This is a genomic window from Rahnella sp. ChDrAdgB13 (assembly GCF_017655185.1).
GTDB classification, from domain to species: domain Bacteria; phylum Pseudomonadota; class Gammaproteobacteria; order Enterobacterales; family Enterobacteriaceae; genus Rahnella; species Rahnella contaminans.
This window is the reverse complement of record NZ_JAEMGT010000062.1, coordinates 32,988-48,764: the sequence shown is the minus strand read 5'-3', so window position 1 is coordinate 48,764 and position 15,777 is coordinate 32,988. Positions and strand designations below refer to the sequence as shown.

Below are 15,777 nucleotides of genomic sequence, written 5' to 3'. Positions count from 1 at the left end.
CCGCTACAGGATCGGGAATGTGGTGATCTGATCCTGATTACGGCCAAAAGTTCGATTTATTCAACAAAGCCAAGATCCGCCTGAAACCGGCGTCTATTGGTATACGCTAAGATATATACCAATAAACGTATACCAATTAGGGAAGATCCTTGCGTGACGGTGACGGACTCTTTCTCCTGGTCAAAACCAACGGCAAGAAAATTTGGCGTTTCCTCTATCTGGTTCCTAACACATCAAAACGCACCATTGATCTGCCTTGGCGCTTATTCTGCACGTTCACTGGCTGATGCCCGAGAAGTGCACAAAAGGTTTCGGTTATTACCAGATACGCAAAGAAAGCCGCACCCCGCAAGGGTTTGCGGCTTTTTTATTGCAACATCTCCGTTGAGTCATCGCAGTCTATCCTTTTGTTTTTCATCTATAACACGACATTTATCTCATCCATTTATGCGGATAGTCGTTTTCCATAGCGGCCGGGTATCTTATTGCGGCCATCTTCGACTAGTGCCCGTTTTGCGCAGATGTTTGGCGCTTGACCCTGACTTATTGAATCGTCATATTCGAAATATGAAAGCATCACTTTTACCCTCGCCTTTAGCTGCGGGGGTTTGTTTTTTTGGCACCATCAGGAGATTACTTGTGAAGAAAAACATACTGCTGTCCCTTCTGGCGCTGGCGGCTACCAGCGGTTTTGCACAGGCTGAAACAACATTGCGTTTCGGCGTAGATCCGTCGTTTCCCCCTTTTGAATCCAAAGCACCGGACGGTAAGCTGATCGGTTTTGATATCGATCTGGGCAACGCTATCTGTCAGCAGGCTAAGGTTAAATGTGGAGTGGGTTGAAACCGCGTATGACGGAATAATTCCTGCCCTAAATGCTAAAAAATTTGATGCCGTACTTTCCGCCATGTCTATGACGCCAAAACGCAAAACACAGGTCACTTTCTCCGACATGCTTTATCACGTTCCCAGTGTGCTGATTGCGAAAAAAGGTAGTGGCCTGCAACCGACGGCGGAATCGCTGCAAGGCAAAACCGTCGGCGTCGCTCAGGGAACTACGCAGGAAGCGTATGCGCAAGGCGAATGGCAGAAGAAAGGCGTGAACGTCGTATCCTATCAGAATCAGGATTTCGTGAATCAGGACCTGGCCTCTGGCCGTATCGACGTGACATTGACTAACGCGGCGGCAGCCGAAACCGGCTTTCTGAAAACGCCTGAAGGCAAAGATTATGCCTTTGCTGGCAAGCCGTTAAACGACACCCGTTATCTGGGCGAAGGAACGGCTATCGGGCTGCGTAAAGATGATCAGGCGCACCTGACACTTATCAATAATGCGCTGGCAGAAATCCATAAAAACGGGACTTACCAGACGTTGGAAAAGAAATACTTCACGTTTGAGGTCTACACCAAAAAGCCGTAATTCCTTTCATCAGGCCGCATGTGGCTAACCATGCGGCTCAATATTTGCGGGATGGATTCCAATACCACCTGCCAGAAACTGCAATGCAGAAGATTGTTTTCGTGAACCTCCGCAATCCTCAAACCTTTCCGTTTCACTGATCCGGCTATCAGCCTAAAGTCAGCCTCACCGATAAACGTTATCCGAAAAGGTTACACCAACATGAGATCCGCCGACGTCTGCCTAAGTGCCAGCAAAGCTTCATCACGGATATCCGTGTCCGTAATGATTGTGTCGATTTTTTCCATCGGCAACACCAGGTTATATCCGCGACGGCCAAACTTAGTCGAATCAGTGACAACGACAACCCGCTGAGCAGCGGCAGCCATAATGCCGCTGATGCTGTAGCCCTCATTAAATGTGGTGATGCCTGTTGCGGCGTCCAGACCGTCCGCGCCCACAAACATCAGATTGGCGACGATTCCCTGCAAGGCATATTCCGTAATGTTTCCATGCAAAGAGCGTGTTTTATGCCGCAACGTTCCACCACAGACCACCAGCGTGATATCGGGGTTTTCAGATAAAACAAACGCAGCTGGCAGATTGTTCGTGATAACGGTGATGTCGCCTGATTTTACCAGCTCTTCCGCCAGCAACATGGTTGTGCTGCCACTGTCGAGAATGACGGTATCTCCGGGTTTTACCAATCCTGCCGCAGCCTGAGCTATACGTTTTTTAGGATCACTGGCCTGCAAATAACGTTCTTCAAGCACCATTTCATCTTGCGGCAATCCCGTCAGATCGGCCATCGAAGCGTCGCGTTTCGCCGCGCCGCCATGAAAACGCGTCAGAGCGCCCTTTTGTTCCAGTAGACCCAAGTCAGAACGGATTGTTACTTCAGAAACGTCGAAAGAACTCGAAAGCTCGGCGACCATGACGGTGCCGTTTTGATTCACTAAATCAATGATTTTGTTACGTCTATCATAAGTATTCATGATTAAGGATCCGAAAGACTGTATTGCGGACAGTGTAAACAAAAGGCGTCATTAAGAGGAGAAAAAATACCGACATTGTGAAACGTGATATCACCTTGCCCGCCAGGCTTTGATTGCTTTCATATTACGGCACGCTCCGGAAGACGAAAGAAAACGAATGCAACAATCTTACGAAATATTTCGATCGCTGTCACGAATTCTGTAAAACGCTATTGTTTGGCTTTCGAAATGATATGAGTATCTTCGAAAACAAACGGAGGCCAAAATGAAAGATATTATCGAAAAACATAAGCAAGGCGAAAGTACCGGGATTTGTTCTGTCTGCTCTGCACATCCATTGGTGATCGAGGCCGCCTTGCGGGAAGATCTCCGCACCGATCGTAAAGTGTTGATCGAAGCCACCTCTAATCAGGTGAACCAGTTTGGTGGCTATACAGGAATGCTGCCGATCGATTTTCGCGATTTCGTTCTCGCGATTGCGGAAAAAGTCGGATTCCCGGTGCAGCGACTCATTCTGGGAGGGGACCACCTGGGGCCAAACTGCTGGCAAAATGAGGATGCTGAAAGTGCAATGTCTAAGGCAGAGGTGCTGATAGCGCAATATGTTGAAGCAGGTTTCAGCAAGATCCATCTGGACGCCTCAATGTCATGCAAAGACGATCCGGTTCCGCTTGATCCTTTCGTTGTCGCTCAGCGTGCAGCGCGTTTATGTCAGGTGGCCGAACGTGTTGCAACCCCCCTGCAAAAATGCTCGTTGACCTACGTCATTGGCACCGAAGTTCCGGTCCCTGGCGGAGAAGCTTCTGCTATTCAGCACGTTCATGTGACCGAGTCGAAAGACGCGCAAGCTACGCTCGAAATGCATCATCAGGCTTTCAGGGAAATGGGGCTTGAGGCGGCAATTGAGCGGATCATCGCCGTTGTTGTGCAGCCAGGTGTAGAGTTTGATCATAGCCGTGTGATCCACTATCAGCCGAAACTCGCTGAAGGATTATCGGCTTATATAACAACGACTCCACTGGTTTATGAAGCACATTCAACCGATTACCAAACCCGAGAATCCTATCGTCATCTGGTTAAGGATCACTTTGCCATTCTTAAAGTCGGGCCTGCGTTAACCTTTGCCCTTCGTGAAGCCGTTTTTGCTCTGGCGAATATCGAACAGGTGCTGATCGCCCCCGAATCCCGCAGCCAGATACTGACCGTGATCGACGGTGTCATGCTGGACGAACCGGTTTACTGGAAAAAATACTACAACCCGACATTCAGCCTTTCGCTGATCGACCTGCATTTCAGCCTTTCAGATCGCATTCGTTATTACTGGCCCAATGCCCGCATCAACCGGGCTATGGAAGCGCTGGTCGCCAATTTAAAATCAGTAGAAATCCCGCTGGGCCTGTTGAGCCAATATCTTCCTGCGCAATTTGAACGGGTGATGGCGAATAAACTGACCAGCGATCCTCACGAACTGATTATCGATAAAATTCAGGACGTTCTGCGCGCCTACCATTACGGCTGTTCCCTGCAGCCCGTCAGCGCGGAGGCCCGCTGCAATGCTTAACTGCGAAATCTTCGTCAAAACAAATATTGCCTTTACAGATCATCGCGAAGCGCTGGCCCACATCGGAGAAAGCATGGTCAAAGCCGGTGTGGTTGAAAGCACCTACCCGCGGGCGCTTCTGAATCGCGAGGCTGAATTCCCGACGGGCATTCAGCTTGAAGAGCATGCAGTCGCTATTCCGCACTGCGAAGCCAGCCATGCCCGGAGCCCGGCTATCTACCTGATTCGCCCGAATGCTCCCGTTGAATTCTTTCAGGCTGATGATGAAGGCACCGTTTCTGCGTCTCTGATAGTGGCGCTTATCGTCACACATCCGTCAGAACAGCTGAGCTTGTTACGTCAACTTTTCAGTCAACTACAGAAGCCGGAATTTTTAGAAAAACTGCTTACTGCGCCAGAAAATCAGCTGGCATCCCTCTTTGAGCAACAGGTTTTCTTACCGGCTGAAGAGAAAATTTCTCCCGTTTATATCTGAAGCCGTTAGCAACAGAAGCATCTCCTCTACACCTTACTTAAAAACATTAAAACAAAGCATCAAGGAGCCTTACCGTGAAGCGAAAAATCATTGTCGCCTGTGGCGGAGCCGTTGCCACTTCCACTCTGGCAGCAGAGGAAATCAAAGAGTTATGCGCGGCACACAATATTGAAGTGGATCTCGTCCAGTGCCGCGTCACTGAGATCGAAACCTACATGGACGGTGCGCATCTGATTTGCACCACGGCCAGAGTTGACCGCAAGTTCGGCACAATTCCGCTGGTACATGGGATGCCGTTCATTTCTGGCGTCGGCATGGATGCGTTGCGTGAGCAAATACTGACCCTGTTGCAGGAGTAAGCCATGTTTACCGAAATAATGCGCTACATCCTCGACCTCGGGCCGACAGTCATGTTGCCCGGTGTCATCATCATTTTCTCCCTGATATTGGGCATGAAACTGGGGGACTCATTTAAATCAGCCATTCACATTGGCATCGGCTTCGTCGGGATCGGTCTGGTCATTGGCCTTATGCTCGATTCCATCGGACCTGCGGCAAAAGCGATGGCCGAGCATTTTGAAATCAACCTGCAAGTGGTGGATATTGGCTGGCCGGGTTCATCACCGATGACCTGGGCTTCCCAGATTGCGCTGGTTGCCATTCCGATTGCTATCGGGGTGAATATCGTGATGCTGCTGACCCGCATGACACGCGTCGTCAACGTCGATATCTGGAACATCTGGCACATGACATTCACCGGCGCCATGCTGCATCTGGCAACCGGATCATACTGGCTGGGGATCATGGGCGTCGTGGTTCACGCGGCGTTCATCTACAAACTGGGCGACTGGTTTGCGAAAGATACCCGCGATTTCTTCAACCTTGAAGGCATCGCAATCCCGCACGGCTCCTCGGCTTATCTTGGCCCGATTGCCGTGCTGGTCGATACCCTTATTGAGAAAATCCCGGGTCTGAACAAAATCCACTTCAGCGCCGACGATGTTCAGAAACGCTTTGGCCCGTTCGGAGAACCCGTCACCGTGGGTTTTGTGATGGGTCTGATTATTGGTTATCTCGCCGGATATGACATCAAAGGCGTATTGCAGCTGGCCGTCAAAACGGCTGCCGTCATGCTGCTGATGCCGCGGGTGATTAAACCGATCATGGATGGGTTAACACCTATTGCCCGCCATGCCCGTACACGACTGCAAGCCCGTTTCGGTGGACAGGAATTCCTGATTGGTCTGGATCCTGCGCTTTTGCTCGGCCATACCGCCGTCGTATCCGCCAGCCTGATCTTTATTCCATTAACGATTTTGATTGCGGTGCTGGTACCGGGAAATCAGGTTCTGCCGTTTGGGGATCTGGCAACTATCGGTTTCTTTGTGGCGATTGCTGTTGCCGTGCATCAGGGGAACCTGTTCCGCACGCTGATTTCGGGCTGCATCATCATGAGTATTACCCTCTGGATTGCGACGCAGACCATCGACTTGCACACTCAGCTCGCGGCAAATGCCGGTGCTCTCACGGCCGGTGGCCGGGTGGCATCCATGGATCAGGGCGGTTCTCCGATTACCTATCTTCTGATCCAACTTTGTACGCTGAAAAACATCGCGGGGCTCAGCATCATCGGCATCATTTACGCCGTGGGTGTATTCCTCACATGGCGACGCGCCCGTAATTTTACCCGGGCTGAAAAACTGGCAGCGGCTGCACTGGCCAGCGCTTAACCCTCATCCAGGCGGAGAGTTACCTCCGCCTTAAGGAAACAATGATGCAATCTGTAGTTGTACATCAGGGCGGAACAATTACCGTCGAGGAAAAAGCAAATCCTGTATTAAGCGCGCCCGATGATGTGTTAGTTCGCGTTGCGTATTCCGGCCTGTGCGGCTCTGATATTCCGCGTATTTTCGCCAACTCTTCGCATTATTATCCGATCACGCTCGGCCATGAATTCAGTGGTTACGTGGTCAGTACAGGTGGCGAAGTTCATGATTTACAGGAAGGTGATGCTGTGGCGTGCGTTCCTCTTCTCCCCTGCTTCCAGTGTGAAGAATGCAAGAAAGAAGCCTACTCACAATGTAAGCACTACCAGTTTATCGGCTCCCGCCGCGATGGCGGCCATGCGGAATATGTGGTCGCGCCGAGAAAAAATCTCTTCCGGCTGCCGGAAAACGCTTCTCTGTTGCAGGGCGCATTTCTGGAACCGATCACCGTAGGTTTACACGCACTGAAACTGGCCGGTGGTTGTGAAGGCAAAGAAGTCGTCGTGATTGGTGCGGGGACGATCGGTCAGTTGGTCATTCAGGCCGCAAGCGCCCTGGGTGCGCGTTCCGTGACCGCCATAGACATCAACCCTCAGCGGCTGGCGCTTGCTCTGGAAACCGGTGCAAGCCATAGCTTCAACAGCGCCATGCTGAACGCTGACGAAATCCGCCAGCAAAGTCAGGAGCGTCGTTTTAATCAGCTGATTATCGAAACCGCTGGTACGCCGCAAACCGTCGCGATGGCTCTCGACATTGCGGGCCCGAAAGCGCAGGTCGCGCTGGTCGGTACGCTGCATAAAGATCTGACCCTGAATGTGGCAACCTTCAGCCATATCTTGCGTAAAGAGCTGACGTTACTCGGCAGCTGGATGAATTATTCCGCGCCCTGGCCCGGCAGTGAATGGCAGCTGGCAACGCAGCTTTTCGCGGAACAGAAAATAAATCTGACACCACTCATTGGCTGTCTTGGTGACCCGAAGGAATTTGCCAAAGAAGTTACCGCCCTGAAAGGAAAACCTATGGCGGGCAAAATCCTGCTAGATTTAACAAGGAGCTAAATTCATGTATCTGATCTCAAACAGAGAAATGCTGCTGGCGGCACAGCGCGAAGGTTATGCGGTTCCGGCATTCAATATCCACAATATGGAAACGATACAGGTTGTGGCCGAAACGGCGGCCGCGATGAGCTCTCCGGTGATACTCGCCGGAACGCCCGGCACATTCAGCTATGCGGGAACCCGGTACCTGATTTCGATATGTCAGGAAGCGGCACGGAAAAACCGTATTCCGCTGGCACTGCATCTTGATCATCATGAGGAACTGGAAGACATCGGGACGAAAGTCCGCTCGGGGATCCGATCCGTCATGATCGACGCCTCACATTTTCCGCTGGCAGAAAACATTGAAAAGGTGCGCGATGCGGTGCGTTTATGCCATGCCTTTGACGCGAGCGTAGAGGCCGAACTCGGGCGGCTTGGCGGGCAGGAGGATGATCTGGTCGTTGAGGAAGGCGACAGCTTCTTTACTGATCCGGTTGTCGCCAGGCACTTTGTGGAATCCACCCGTATCGATTCGCTGGCGGTCGCCATTGGTTCAGCACACGGCTTATATCTGGGCACGCCCAAACTGGATTTCCGCCGTCTGGAGCAAATTCGTCAACGGGTCGATATTCCCCTGGTGTTGCACGGCGCGTCCGGGATCCCGGATGACATGATCCATGAGGCGATTGCGCTGGGGATCTGCAAAGTCAATGTGGCGACAGAGTTGAAAATTGCCTTTGCCGATGCAGTGAAAGACTATTTTACAGCGCATCCTGACGCGAACGATCCGCGCAAATATATCGTTCCCGGAAAGCTGGCTATGCAAAAAGTAGTGGAGGAAAAGATAAAAGTCTGTGGCAGCGCTGGCCGTTTATAACGGGGAATAGGTTTATAACCAGCATGAGGTTTACCGCCTTAATGAATTTAAAGCGGAGGTTTTTTCTCCGCTTTTCAACTCTTTGGCATCTCACCGGTTGCAGCCCAATCACCATTCTGATTTTATGGAAAGCTCTCTGATAGTGAAATGGAAAAGATGATGACAACCCTCAACCACTTTGGCCAGCCCGTGGGCGACGCCCTTCCCGACTGGCAGCCTCGTGAACGTCCGTCACGCGTTCAGCTTAACGGCACCTGGTGTCGCCTTGAGCCACTGAGTTGCGAACTCCACAGCCAGGATCTGTTTAACGCCTGGCACAGCATTGATAACGGCAGTGACTGGACCTATCTTTCTGTTGACCGTCCGGCAACGCAGGCTGAATGCGATCTGTTTATTTCGCAGCAGGTCAAAAGTGAAGATCCGTTGTTTTTCGCCGTTGTGGATAACGCTACAGGCCGTGCCGTTGGCAGCGTATCGCTGATGCGCATCGACCCGGTGAACGGTGTTGCGGAAATTGGTTGGGTAAACTGGTCACCGCTGATGAAACGCACGCGTTTCGGCACGGAAGCGATTTATCTGCTGCAACGTTATCTGTTCGATACGCTGAAATACCGCCGCTGCGAATGGAAATGCCACAGCCTGAATGAACCGTCTAAACAGGCAGCATTACGCTTTGGTTTTCAGTACGAAGGTACATTCCGTCAGGCTATCGTCCTGCGAAGCCACAACCGTGATACCTGCTGGTATTCAGTCATCGACAGCGAATGGCCAGAATCTAAAACGGCATTTGACCGCTGGCTGAGCGCCGATAACTTCTCTGCTGAAGGTCAGCAGAAGCAGCGTCTGGAAGAACTACGTAAATAAAAACATAGCCCGCGGAATTCACTGACGCGGGCACTTTCTTTGCTTAGCGAATTTACACGGCAGACAGCAACGTAATGTCCGGCCACGCATAAATGATATTTCGCGAACGCCAGAGCGGCCCCAAGTCGGTATACCGCCCCGCTTCGCGGCCACCCAGCGCACTGTAAAAACGGATTGCCGGTTCGTTGCCTTCCACTACGCCCAGCCCGACGCTGCGATATCCCGCGGTAATAAGATGCTGAGCCGCTTTACTGATTAACCGTTTACCGAGGCCCTGACGTTTAAAATCGCCGGAAACATACAGGAATTTGATTTCGGCCATCTCGCCAAAATCAGGGTTAGATGACGCCGAGGCAAGGCAAAAACCGGCCAGTTTTCCGTTTACTTCTGCCAGAAAAATACCCTGCCCCACAGCGGGATGATCAAACTTATCCTGCCAGAAAGCTTTACGACGTTGCACATCCAGCGCAGCGAATGCCTCCGCCGGGGCCAGTTTGCAGTAGGTTTCACGCCAGATAGCGACGTGCAATCTGGCGAGTTCATCAATATCTTCTGGCGCAGCTTCGCGCAAAGAAAAAGCAGGCACGGCGTCCCTCGTCATCAAAAAATCCGGTGGCAGAAAAGTCAGCTGAGTATAGTCAGGCTTTTTCTTCCCGAGCTAACAATGAACGCTTTCTTTCCACGCCCCAGCGGTAGCCGGAAATATTCCCGTCTGTTTTCACGACGCGATGGCAGGGAATGGCAACGGCCAGCAGGTTCGCCGCACAGGCACCGGCAACGGCGCGAACGGATTTTGGCGAGCCAATTTTGCGGGCGATATCAGCGTAGCTGGCAGTCGTTCCGGCTGGAATATCGCGCAATGCCTGCCAGACGCGCTGCTGAAAAGCCGTACCGCGAATATCCAGTGGCAAATCCAACCCGATTTGCGGCTGTTCGACAAAGCCGACGATCACGGCAATACGCTGCTCAAAATCAGGATCGCCTCCCACTAGTTCAGCCTGCGGAAAACTGTTTTGCAATTCAGCGATCAACTTTTCCGGATCATCGCCCAGCAAAATGGCGCAAATTCCACGCTGGCTTTCAGCCACTAGAATCTCGCCCAGCGAAGAATGCCCGATGGCAAACCACACGCGAACATCACGGCCACCGGCACGGAATGACTGCGGCGTCATGCCCAGCACTGTGCCCGACGTTTCATAAAACCGGCCATCGGATGAATACCCGGCGGAGTGAACCGCTTCGGTCACTGTCGCCGCATCGGCCAGCTTTTCACGAACGCGGCGCGTGCGCTGCGCCTGCTGATATTCTTTTGGCGTCACACCGGTTTGGGCTTTGAAAATACGATGAAAATGGTAAGCGCTGATGCCGACTTCTGCCGACAGCTGGTTCAGCGTGAGCATTTCGGTTGACTGTTCAAGCAGCCGGCATGCCTGTGCCACGCGCTGAGCGTGAAACTGCGCCAGTGAAATAAGCCCCTGACGGCAGCGTTTGCACGGGCGGAAACCGGCCTGTTCGGCAGCTTCGGCATTGTCGTAGAATTCAATATTTTGCGGATTTGGCTGGCGTGATGGACAGGAAGGCGCGCAGTAAATACCGGTGGTTTTTACCGCATACACAAACTGGCCGTCGGCCTTCGCATCGCAACTGACAACCGCCTGCCAGCGCGGATCCTGCGCCTGATGACTTTCCGCACTTCCCGATAACGCTTCGTGACGAACTTGCGCTTTAGCTGACATGGTCTGCCTCACATTTCCCGACTGGATGATTCACAGCTTATGCCCTGAAATCACCGTGCGCCCTCCGGCGCTTGCTTTCTCATTCAACCCGCCGTTTTCAGCCTCCAAACGGCGCTGAAGGCGTATCAAGGATCAACTGATAAAAGGCCAGATCCAGCCAGCGGTCAAATTTCCAGGCGGCCTGTTTAATCGTTCCTGTGTGGGTAAATCCGTTCTTCTCATGCAACGCAATGCTGCCACCGTTTGCCGCGTCGATCGCACCAATCAGTGTATGGACATCGCGCTCGCGTGCCGCGTCAATGAGTGCATTGAGCAACACTTTTCCCAGCCCTTTTCCACGATGACTTTTGTGAATATAAATAGAGTGTTCGACCGAATATTTATACGCTGGCCACGCGCGAAACGTGCCGTAACTGGCGAATCCCAGCAACGTCCCTTCTTCATCCTCGAGGCCAATAACCGGGAAATTATTGATCAGTTTAGTGGCAAACCATGAGGTCATACTGTCGATATGGCGCGGTTTATAATCATATAAAGCCGTTGAAGTCATAATGGCATCATTAAAAATATCCAAAATCGGCACCGCGTGCTGATGTTCATTACAGGCAATCAGTTTCATCAGATGTTCCCCTTCGCTTCCGTTATGGTTTAATTTCCACTATAGTGGATTAAATTCCACAAAAGTAAACAACGGAACGCCTGATATGTCAATCGACCAGTTGATCGCTACACGTCTGCAATCATTACGAAAAACTCAGGGGCTGAGCCTCGAACAGTTGGCAAACAATTCCGGGGTCAGTAAAGCGATGATTTCGAAAATTGAACGGCAGGACAGCAGCCCGAGCGCCAGCCTTCTGGGGCGTCTGGCGGCCAGCCTCGGCGTGTCGCTGGCACAGTTGCTCTCAGAAGAAAACCCGCAGCCCGCCCCGCTGCGCCCGCAGGCGAATCAGGAAGTCTGGCAGGATCCGGATATTGGTTATCTGCGCCGCCAGGTGACCGCGCATGAAGAAAATGGTGCGCCCGAACTGGTGGAAATTACCCTTCCAGCCGGAGCGCGCGTCAGCTATCCCGGCTGGCATCAGCAGGCTTACAAGCAGCGCCTGTGGATGGTAGAAGGCACGCTGGATATCCGTTACGGGGATGAAAACTACGCGATGGCCACCGGTGATGCCCTGACGTTTGGCGTCGATTTGCCTATCACATTCACTAATCCAGGTTCGCAGCCTTGTCGCTATCTGCTCGTTATGAGCGACAAATAGCGTCTGCGTTTTCAATCAGCGCCAATGCGCGATCCCGCTGGCGCCAGAAGCGCGTGGTCATCATCAGCCACATCTCGGGCGACGTATTTTCGCGGGCTGACGCCAGCTCCTGAAAGCCGGGAAACGCGCCGCCGCGATAACTCAGATCATAGTGAAAATCATCAACCGAGCTGTAACGCAGGCGATGTAAATCCGCGATGACACGCTTTAACTGCGGCTGCCAGACGAGCGGATCCGCCATCCAGCGTGTCGTCAGTTTCTCCAGTTCAGGTTGCAATTGCCTGAGTTTTTCAGCCACCGTCGCGAGGTCGAATTCCGGTGAAATAACCGCGATCAGCTGCGTGAGGGAGTGCTGCAAACTGTCAAGATACGCCAGCGGATCCAGCGGCAGCACGGGCTGCGTCAGTAAAACTTCCAGCCAGTGCGCGTGAATTTGCGTATCGCGCCAGAGAATATTCAGGTCCACCTTATCGTAAGTGTCCGCTTCCGTGTGCCACCACCAGCCGCCACCGCTGCCCGGTGACTGCGTCGTTTTTTCCTGAGGCACTTCGCGGAAGGCAAAATGCAGCGGTAAACCGCAGCCCCAGAATGACTGGTCGCCGCCTTTTCCCAGTGCGGTAATGCGCAGCGACGGTTCGCCGGTCACGGCTTCAACGGCGGCGTTTAAGAACGCATGCGATTCAGAACCGCTGGCATTCAGCACCACATTGACGGCGTCCAGACATCCCGGCGAATCCACGTTGATATGCGCCACACAATGTTGTTTCAGCTGCTGGCGGTAACGGTCGGCGTACCACGTCGAGCCGCCATAACGGGCATTGGAATGCCCCGGCCACCAGATAATCCGCAGCCCGCGCAACAACGTCTCGCGCTGCTGATAAAAATGGATCGCCATCGCCAGACACAACGCATTGCCGGTCGCGTTATCTGTCACGCCCTCATGCCAGGAATCGTAGTGGGAAGACAGCAATACAAACTCCGGGCTGCTGCCGGGAATATCCACCACCGACATGCTGCATTCGGCGACGTGATAATTCAGCTGTGTGGCCATTTTCACGGTCATCCTCGGGTTATTCTGAAGCTCTGCCAGCAGCCGCTGGCCGCCCTGCTGATTGACTGAAATCACCGGCAGGCGCGGATAACGCAAAAAATCATCCGGCTCCGGCGTGCCCCAAACCGGCCCGACAGTTTCTTCATGCAGTGCGGATTCCGCAGAACCCCAGATATGGATCAGCCCGAGCGCACCGGCGGCACACAGCCGTTGCACGTAATCTTCAAAGCCCTGACCGGCGATCACGATTTTGCCTTTTACGTTCTGCGCCCACGCTTTCCACTGTAGATCGCTACGCGGCGCGCAGGCTTCTGCGTCATAAAAAGCCAGCCCTTCCACGCCCTGCGGGCAATGCGCAGAAAATGAACGGGTTTTCGCTTCACAGCGCCAGCCGGGTTTGCCGGACAATTCCAGGCTGCCGGCCAGCGGATCACTGAGATACAACGGGCAATGCATCAGGCGCGCATCCAGCCCCTGTTCCTGCAATAACGACACCATCCGATGCGCCGCCAGTTCAGCATCATCACAACCGGAAAGCCTGTGCAGCGAGGAAAACTCGTGCAACAGGCCGTCCATCAGCGGCAGTAAATGTTCACGAACCGGCGGACGCAGAGGCATTATTGGGCTTTCCCTTGCTGATGAACGGACATGTCCAGCGGGCCGAAATATTTCACCTTGATCTTCTCCCAGGTGCCGTCAGCCTTAATTTTTGCCAGCCCGTCGTTGAGCAACGCTTTGATTTTGGCGTCGTCTTTGCGCACGCCGTAGGAGGAGCCGACGCTAAATATTTTGTCGTCACGCACTTCCGGGCCGGTCAGTTCGAAGTTTTTACCTTCCGGCTTATTGAGGAAACCGAAGGTAACGGCGACCGCCGGGCTGAGCGCGCCGTCTAAACGCCCGGCGACCAAATCCTGATAGATCGTATCCTGATCGGCATAAGCCACCACATCGACGCCTTTCGGCTGCCAGAAGGTATTGGCGTACATTTCCTGAATCGATCCCTGCTGAACCGCAATGCGTTTACCCTGCAACGATTCCGGCGTCGGCATCAGCGGGCTGCCTTTTGCCACCACCAGCCTGGTCGGAATGTGATACACGAAATCACTGAAGTCGATCACTTTACGACGTTTTTCTGTCGCACCCTGTGGCGAAATAAAATCGACTTTTTTGGCAAGCAGGGAAGGAATTTCGGCGTCAAAACTGCTGACCACGAACTCGCATTTCACTTTCATCACGTCGCAGATGGCGTTGGTGATATCAATTTCAAAACCGGTCGGCGTCCCGCTGGCGTCACGGTACTGGAATGGCGGATAGCCCATGTCGGCGGCGACGCGCAGGGTTTCACCGTCAGCGTGAGCCATCGCGCTGCCAAAGGTCAGTGCCAGAACGGCAGCCGCCAGTGTTTTTTTCATCATTATTCTGTCCTCTCTTCCCAAAGTTATTGTTTTGACTGCCAGTTTGAAAATTCTTCTCTGACTGCGCGGAGCTTTGTGTCGTCCTGACATAAATCGAGAGCCGTCATCGCCAGCGCTTTGGCGGCCTGTAACATGCCCTGCAACCCGGCTTCTGAACCGGCAGCAACCGCGAATTCCGGCGTGTGAGGAAGGACATCGCCGATACGGATATACGGGTGGATTGCCGCCGTTATCTGGCTGACGTTGCCGATATCGGAGGAACCGATGCCGCCTTTCAGCGGAGGCGGGACGACCTCAACACCGATTGCTTCCAGATTTTGCTGGAAGAATCCGGCCAGCGTGAGGTTGTTGTTGCGTTCGGCATAGGTCAGCCCTTCTTCGATTTCCAGCCGCGCGCCGGTCATCAGCGCTGCGCCGCGTGCCGCATCGAAGACTTTTTGCTTCACGGCGGCCAGCCCTTTCACGGTGTCGGCGCGCATCAGGAATTTTGCTTCGCTGTAGGCCGGAACGATATTGGTGGCGCTGCCGCCGTCGGTGATGATGCCGTGAACGCGCACATCGTCGGTGAAAAGCTGACGTAACGCGTTGATCCCGTTGAAAGTGTGGATGACCGCATCCAGCGCGCTGATACCGTTTTGCGGCGCGGACGCCGCATGCGCCGCTTTACCATGAAATTTAAAGACGGCATCGACACACGCCAGCCCGCCGCGCACCACCATGGTTTTATCGCGTGGATGGAACATCATCACCGCATCGGCATCGTCAAAAATGCCTTTGTCGCTGAGGATAATTTTGCCGCCGCCTTCCTCTTCCGCCGGTGTGCCGATCACTTCCAGCCTGCCCGTCAGAAACTGCGAAACCTGTTTCAGCGCCAGCGCTGCCGTCACGGAAGCCGTGCCGATCAGGTTATGTCCGCAGGCATGGCCCAGATTGACCAGCGCGTCATATTCGGCCAGTAACGCAATCACCGGCCCCGGTTTACCACTGTCATAAGTGGCGCGGAATGCCGTCGGCAAGCCGCCCAGTTCTTCTTCAATCTCAAAACCTGCCGCACGCAGGGGCGCAATTAGCGCCGCCGCAGAATTCACTTCTTCAAAACTGAGCTCCGGATTGGCATGAATGTTCATCGCCAGTTCCGTCGCCTGAGCCGCCAGTAAATCGACGGCAGCGATAATCTGGGCCTTTTGTTCTTCTGTAGTGCAAACCGACATGTTTTATTCCCTGCGATGGTGCAAAGCCAAAAATTATTTTCTGACAGCGTGAATTGGCCGTTGCGTTGTTTTGCCTCTATGCCTTCCAGAAATAGGGCTTTTAGGGATTTTGGTCAAATTGAGCCTTT

15 protein-coding genes and 2 pseudogenes are annotated in these 15,777 nt (G+C 53.1%); 10 read left to right on the top strand and 7 right to left on the bottom strand.

What is annotated here, in order from left to right; genetic code table 11:
* Positions 1–146: 146 nt before the first annotated feature.
* Both J8X26_RS27685 and J8X26_RS16365 read left to right on the top strand, forming a co-directional pair.
* Positions 147–300 (top strand): annotated as a pseudogene (locus tag J8X26_RS27685) (integrase arm-type DNA-binding domain-containing protein); the annotation flags it as partial.
* A 339-nt stretch (positions 301–639) separates the two neighbouring features.
* A pseudogene (locus J8X26_RS16365) lies at positions 640–1,420 on the top strand (ABC transporter substrate-binding protein).
* Between the two features lie 191 nt (positions 1,421–1,611).
* On the opposite strand, the gene J8X26_RS16360 reads toward J8X26_RS16365, so the two are convergent.
* Positions 1,612–2,394, bottom strand: a complete 783-nt coding sequence (locus J8X26_RS16360; protein WP_165059229.1) for a DeoR/GlpR family DNA-binding transcription regulator — start codon at positions 2,392–2,394, stop codon at positions 1,612–1,614.
* 265 nt (positions 2,395–2,659) lie between these two features.
* On the opposite strand from J8X26_RS16360, the gene gatZ reads away from it, so the two are divergent.
* The 7 genes from gatZ to J8X26_RS16325 all read left to right on the top strand — a co-directional run bounded on the left by gatZ (position 2,660) and on the right by J8X26_RS16325 (position 8,977).
* Positions 2,660–3,955, top strand: a complete 1,296-nt coding sequence (gatZ, locus tag J8X26_RS16355) for a tagatose-bisphosphate aldolase subunit GatZ (RefSeq protein WP_208951411.1) — start codon at positions 2,660–2,662, stop codon at positions 3,953–3,955.
* The gene (gene gatA, locus J8X26_RS16350) at positions 3,948–4,430 is read left to right on the top strand and encodes a PTS galactitol transporter subunit IIA (protein WP_165059225.1); all 483 of its coding nucleotides are present in this window, start codon (positions 3,948–3,950) and stop codon (positions 4,428–4,430) included. The genes gatZ and gatA overlap by 8 nt, the downstream gene beginning before the upstream one ends.
* Positions 4,431–4,504: 74 nt before the next feature.
* On the top strand, positions 4,505–4,789 hold the full coding sequence (gene gatB, locus J8X26_RS16345) for a PTS galactitol transporter subunit IIB (RefSeq protein ID WP_152327799.1): 285 nt from the start codon (positions 4,505–4,507) through the stop codon (positions 4,787–4,789).
* A 3-nt stretch (positions 4,790–4,792) separates the two neighbouring features.
* Positions 4,793–6,160 (top strand): galactitol-specific PTS transporter subunit IIC, encoded by a 1,368-nt coding sequence (locus J8X26_RS16340; protein ID WP_165059223.1) that lies wholly within the window; start codon positions 4,793–4,795, stop codon positions 6,158–6,160.
* 44 nt (positions 6,161–6,204) lie between these two features.
* Positions 6,205–7,254, top strand: a complete 1,050-nt coding sequence (gatD, locus tag J8X26_RS16335) for a galactitol-1-phosphate 5-dehydrogenase (protein WP_208951413.1) — start codon at positions 6,205–6,207, stop codon at positions 7,252–7,254.
* A 4-nt stretch (positions 7,255–7,258) separates the two neighbouring features.
* Positions 7,259–8,113, top strand: coding sequence for a tagatose bisphosphate family class II aldolase (locus J8X26_RS16330; RefSeq protein WP_208951410.1), 855 nt, complete (start codon positions 7,259–7,261; stop codon positions 8,111–8,113).
* Positions 8,114–8,272: 159 nt separating this feature from the next.
* The gene (locus J8X26_RS16325; RefSeq protein ID WP_165059220.1) at positions 8,273–8,977 is read left to right on the top strand and encodes a GNAT family N-acetyltransferase; all 705 of its coding nucleotides are present in this window, start codon (positions 8,273–8,275) and stop codon (positions 8,975–8,977) included.
* Positions 8,978–9,029: 52 nt separating this feature from the next.
* Here the strand turns inward: J8X26_RS16325 and J8X26_RS16320 are convergent, their stop codons facing one another.
* The 3 genes from J8X26_RS16320 to J8X26_RS16310 all read right to left on the bottom strand — a co-directional run bounded on the left by J8X26_RS16320 (position 9,030) and on the right by J8X26_RS16310 (position 11,332).
* Positions 9,030–9,578, bottom strand: a complete 549-nt coding sequence (locus J8X26_RS16320) for a GNAT family N-acetyltransferase (protein ID WP_244370625.1) — start codon at positions 9,576–9,578, stop codon at positions 9,030–9,032.
* A gap of 37 nt (positions 9,579–9,615) precedes the next feature.
* On the bottom strand, positions 9,616–10,713 hold the full coding sequence (gene ada, locus J8X26_RS16315) for a bifunctional DNA-binding transcriptional regulator/O6-methylguanine-DNA methyltransferase Ada (protein ID WP_152327795.1): 1,098 nt from the start codon (positions 10,711–10,713) through the stop codon (positions 9,616–9,618).
* Positions 10,714–10,810: 97 nt separating this feature from the next.
* Positions 10,811–11,332: a GNAT family N-acetyltransferase gene (locus tag J8X26_RS16310; RefSeq protein WP_208951409.1), complete on the bottom strand. Its 522-nt coding sequence runs from the start codon at positions 11,330–11,332 to the stop codon at positions 10,811–10,813.
* Between the two features lie 85 nt (positions 11,333–11,417).
* Here J8X26_RS16310 and J8X26_RS16305 point away from each other — a divergent pair, with 85 nt between their 5' ends.
* Complete coding sequence (locus J8X26_RS16305) at positions 11,418–11,972, top strand: helix-turn-helix domain-containing protein (RefSeq protein WP_208951408.1); 555 nt, start codon at positions 11,418–11,420, stop codon at positions 11,970–11,972.
* Here the strand turns inward: J8X26_RS16305 and J8X26_RS16300 are convergent.
* Genes J8X26_RS16300 through J8X26_RS16290 form a run of 3 tightly spaced genes read right to left on the bottom strand, consistent with a single transcriptional unit; the run spans position 11,956 to position 15,649 of the window.
* Positions 11,956–13,641, bottom strand: a complete 1,686-nt coding sequence (locus J8X26_RS16300; protein ID WP_208951407.1) for a M28 family peptidase — start codon at positions 13,639–13,641, stop codon at positions 11,956–11,958. The two genes, J8X26_RS16305 and J8X26_RS16300, sit on opposite strands and share 17 nt — an antisense overlap.
* Positions 13,641–14,438 (bottom strand): transporter substrate-binding domain-containing protein, encoded by a 798-nt coding sequence (locus J8X26_RS16295; protein ID WP_152327791.1) that lies wholly within the window; start codon positions 14,436–14,438, stop codon positions 13,641–13,643. The genes J8X26_RS16300 and J8X26_RS16295 overlap by 1 nt, the downstream gene beginning before the upstream one ends.
* Positions 14,439–14,461: 23 nt before the next feature.
* The gene (locus J8X26_RS16290) at positions 14,462–15,649 is read right to left on the bottom strand and encodes a M20 family metallopeptidase (protein WP_208951406.1); all 1,188 of its coding nucleotides are present in this window, start codon (positions 15,647–15,649) and stop codon (positions 14,462–14,464) included.
* Positions 15,650–15,777 lie beyond the last annotated feature (128 nt).

Coding starts and splice junctions, on each gene's coding strand:
- J8X26_RS16360 (WP_165059229.1), bottom strand. CDS start 2,394: ATGAATACTTATGATAGACGTAACAAAATCATTGATTTAGTGAATCAA.
- gatZ (WP_208951411.1), top strand. CDS start 2,660: ATGAAAGATATTATCGAAAAACATAAGCAAGGCGAAAGTACCGGGATT.
- gatA (WP_165059225.1), top strand. CDS start 3,948: ATGCTTAACTGCGAAATCTTCGTCAAAACAAATATTGCCTTTACAGAT.
- J8X26_RS16340 (WP_165059223.1), top strand. CDS start 4,793: ATGTTTACCGAAATAATGCGCTACATCCTCGACCTCGGGCCGACAGTC.
- gatD (WP_208951413.1), top strand. CDS start 6,205: ATGCAATCTGTAGTTGTACATCAGGGCGGAACAATTACCGTCGAGGAA.
- J8X26_RS16330 (WP_208951410.1), top strand. CDS start 7,259: ATGTATCTGATCTCAAACAGAGAAATGCTGCTGGCGGCACAGCGCGAA.
- J8X26_RS16325 (WP_165059220.1), top strand. CDS start 8,273: ATGACAACCCTCAACCACTTTGGCCAGCCCGTGGGCGACGCCCTTCCC.
- J8X26_RS16320 (WP_244370625.1), bottom strand. CDS start 9,578: ATGACGAGGGACGCCGTGCCTGCTTTTTCTTTGCGCGAAGCTGCGCCA.
- ada (WP_152327795.1), bottom strand. CDS start 10,713: ATGTCAGCTAAAGCGCAAGTTCGTCACGAAGCGTTATCGGGAAGTGCG.
- J8X26_RS16310 (WP_208951409.1), bottom strand. CDS start 11,332: ATGAAACTGATTGCCTGTAATGAACATCAGCACGCGGTGCCGATTTTG.
- J8X26_RS16305 (WP_208951408.1), top strand. CDS start 11,418: ATGTCAATCGACCAGTTGATCGCTACACGTCTGCAATCATTACGAAAA.
- J8X26_RS16300 (WP_208951407.1), bottom strand. CDS start 13,641: ATGCCTCTGCGTCCGCCGGTTCGTGAACATTTACTGCCGCTGATGGAC.
- J8X26_RS16295 (WP_152327791.1), bottom strand. CDS start 14,438: ATGATGAAAAAAACACTGGCGGCTGCCGTTCTGGCACTGACCTTTGGC.
- J8X26_RS16290 (WP_208951406.1), bottom strand. CDS start 15,649: ATGTCGGTTTGCACTACAGAAGAACAAAAGGCCCAGATTATCGCTGCC.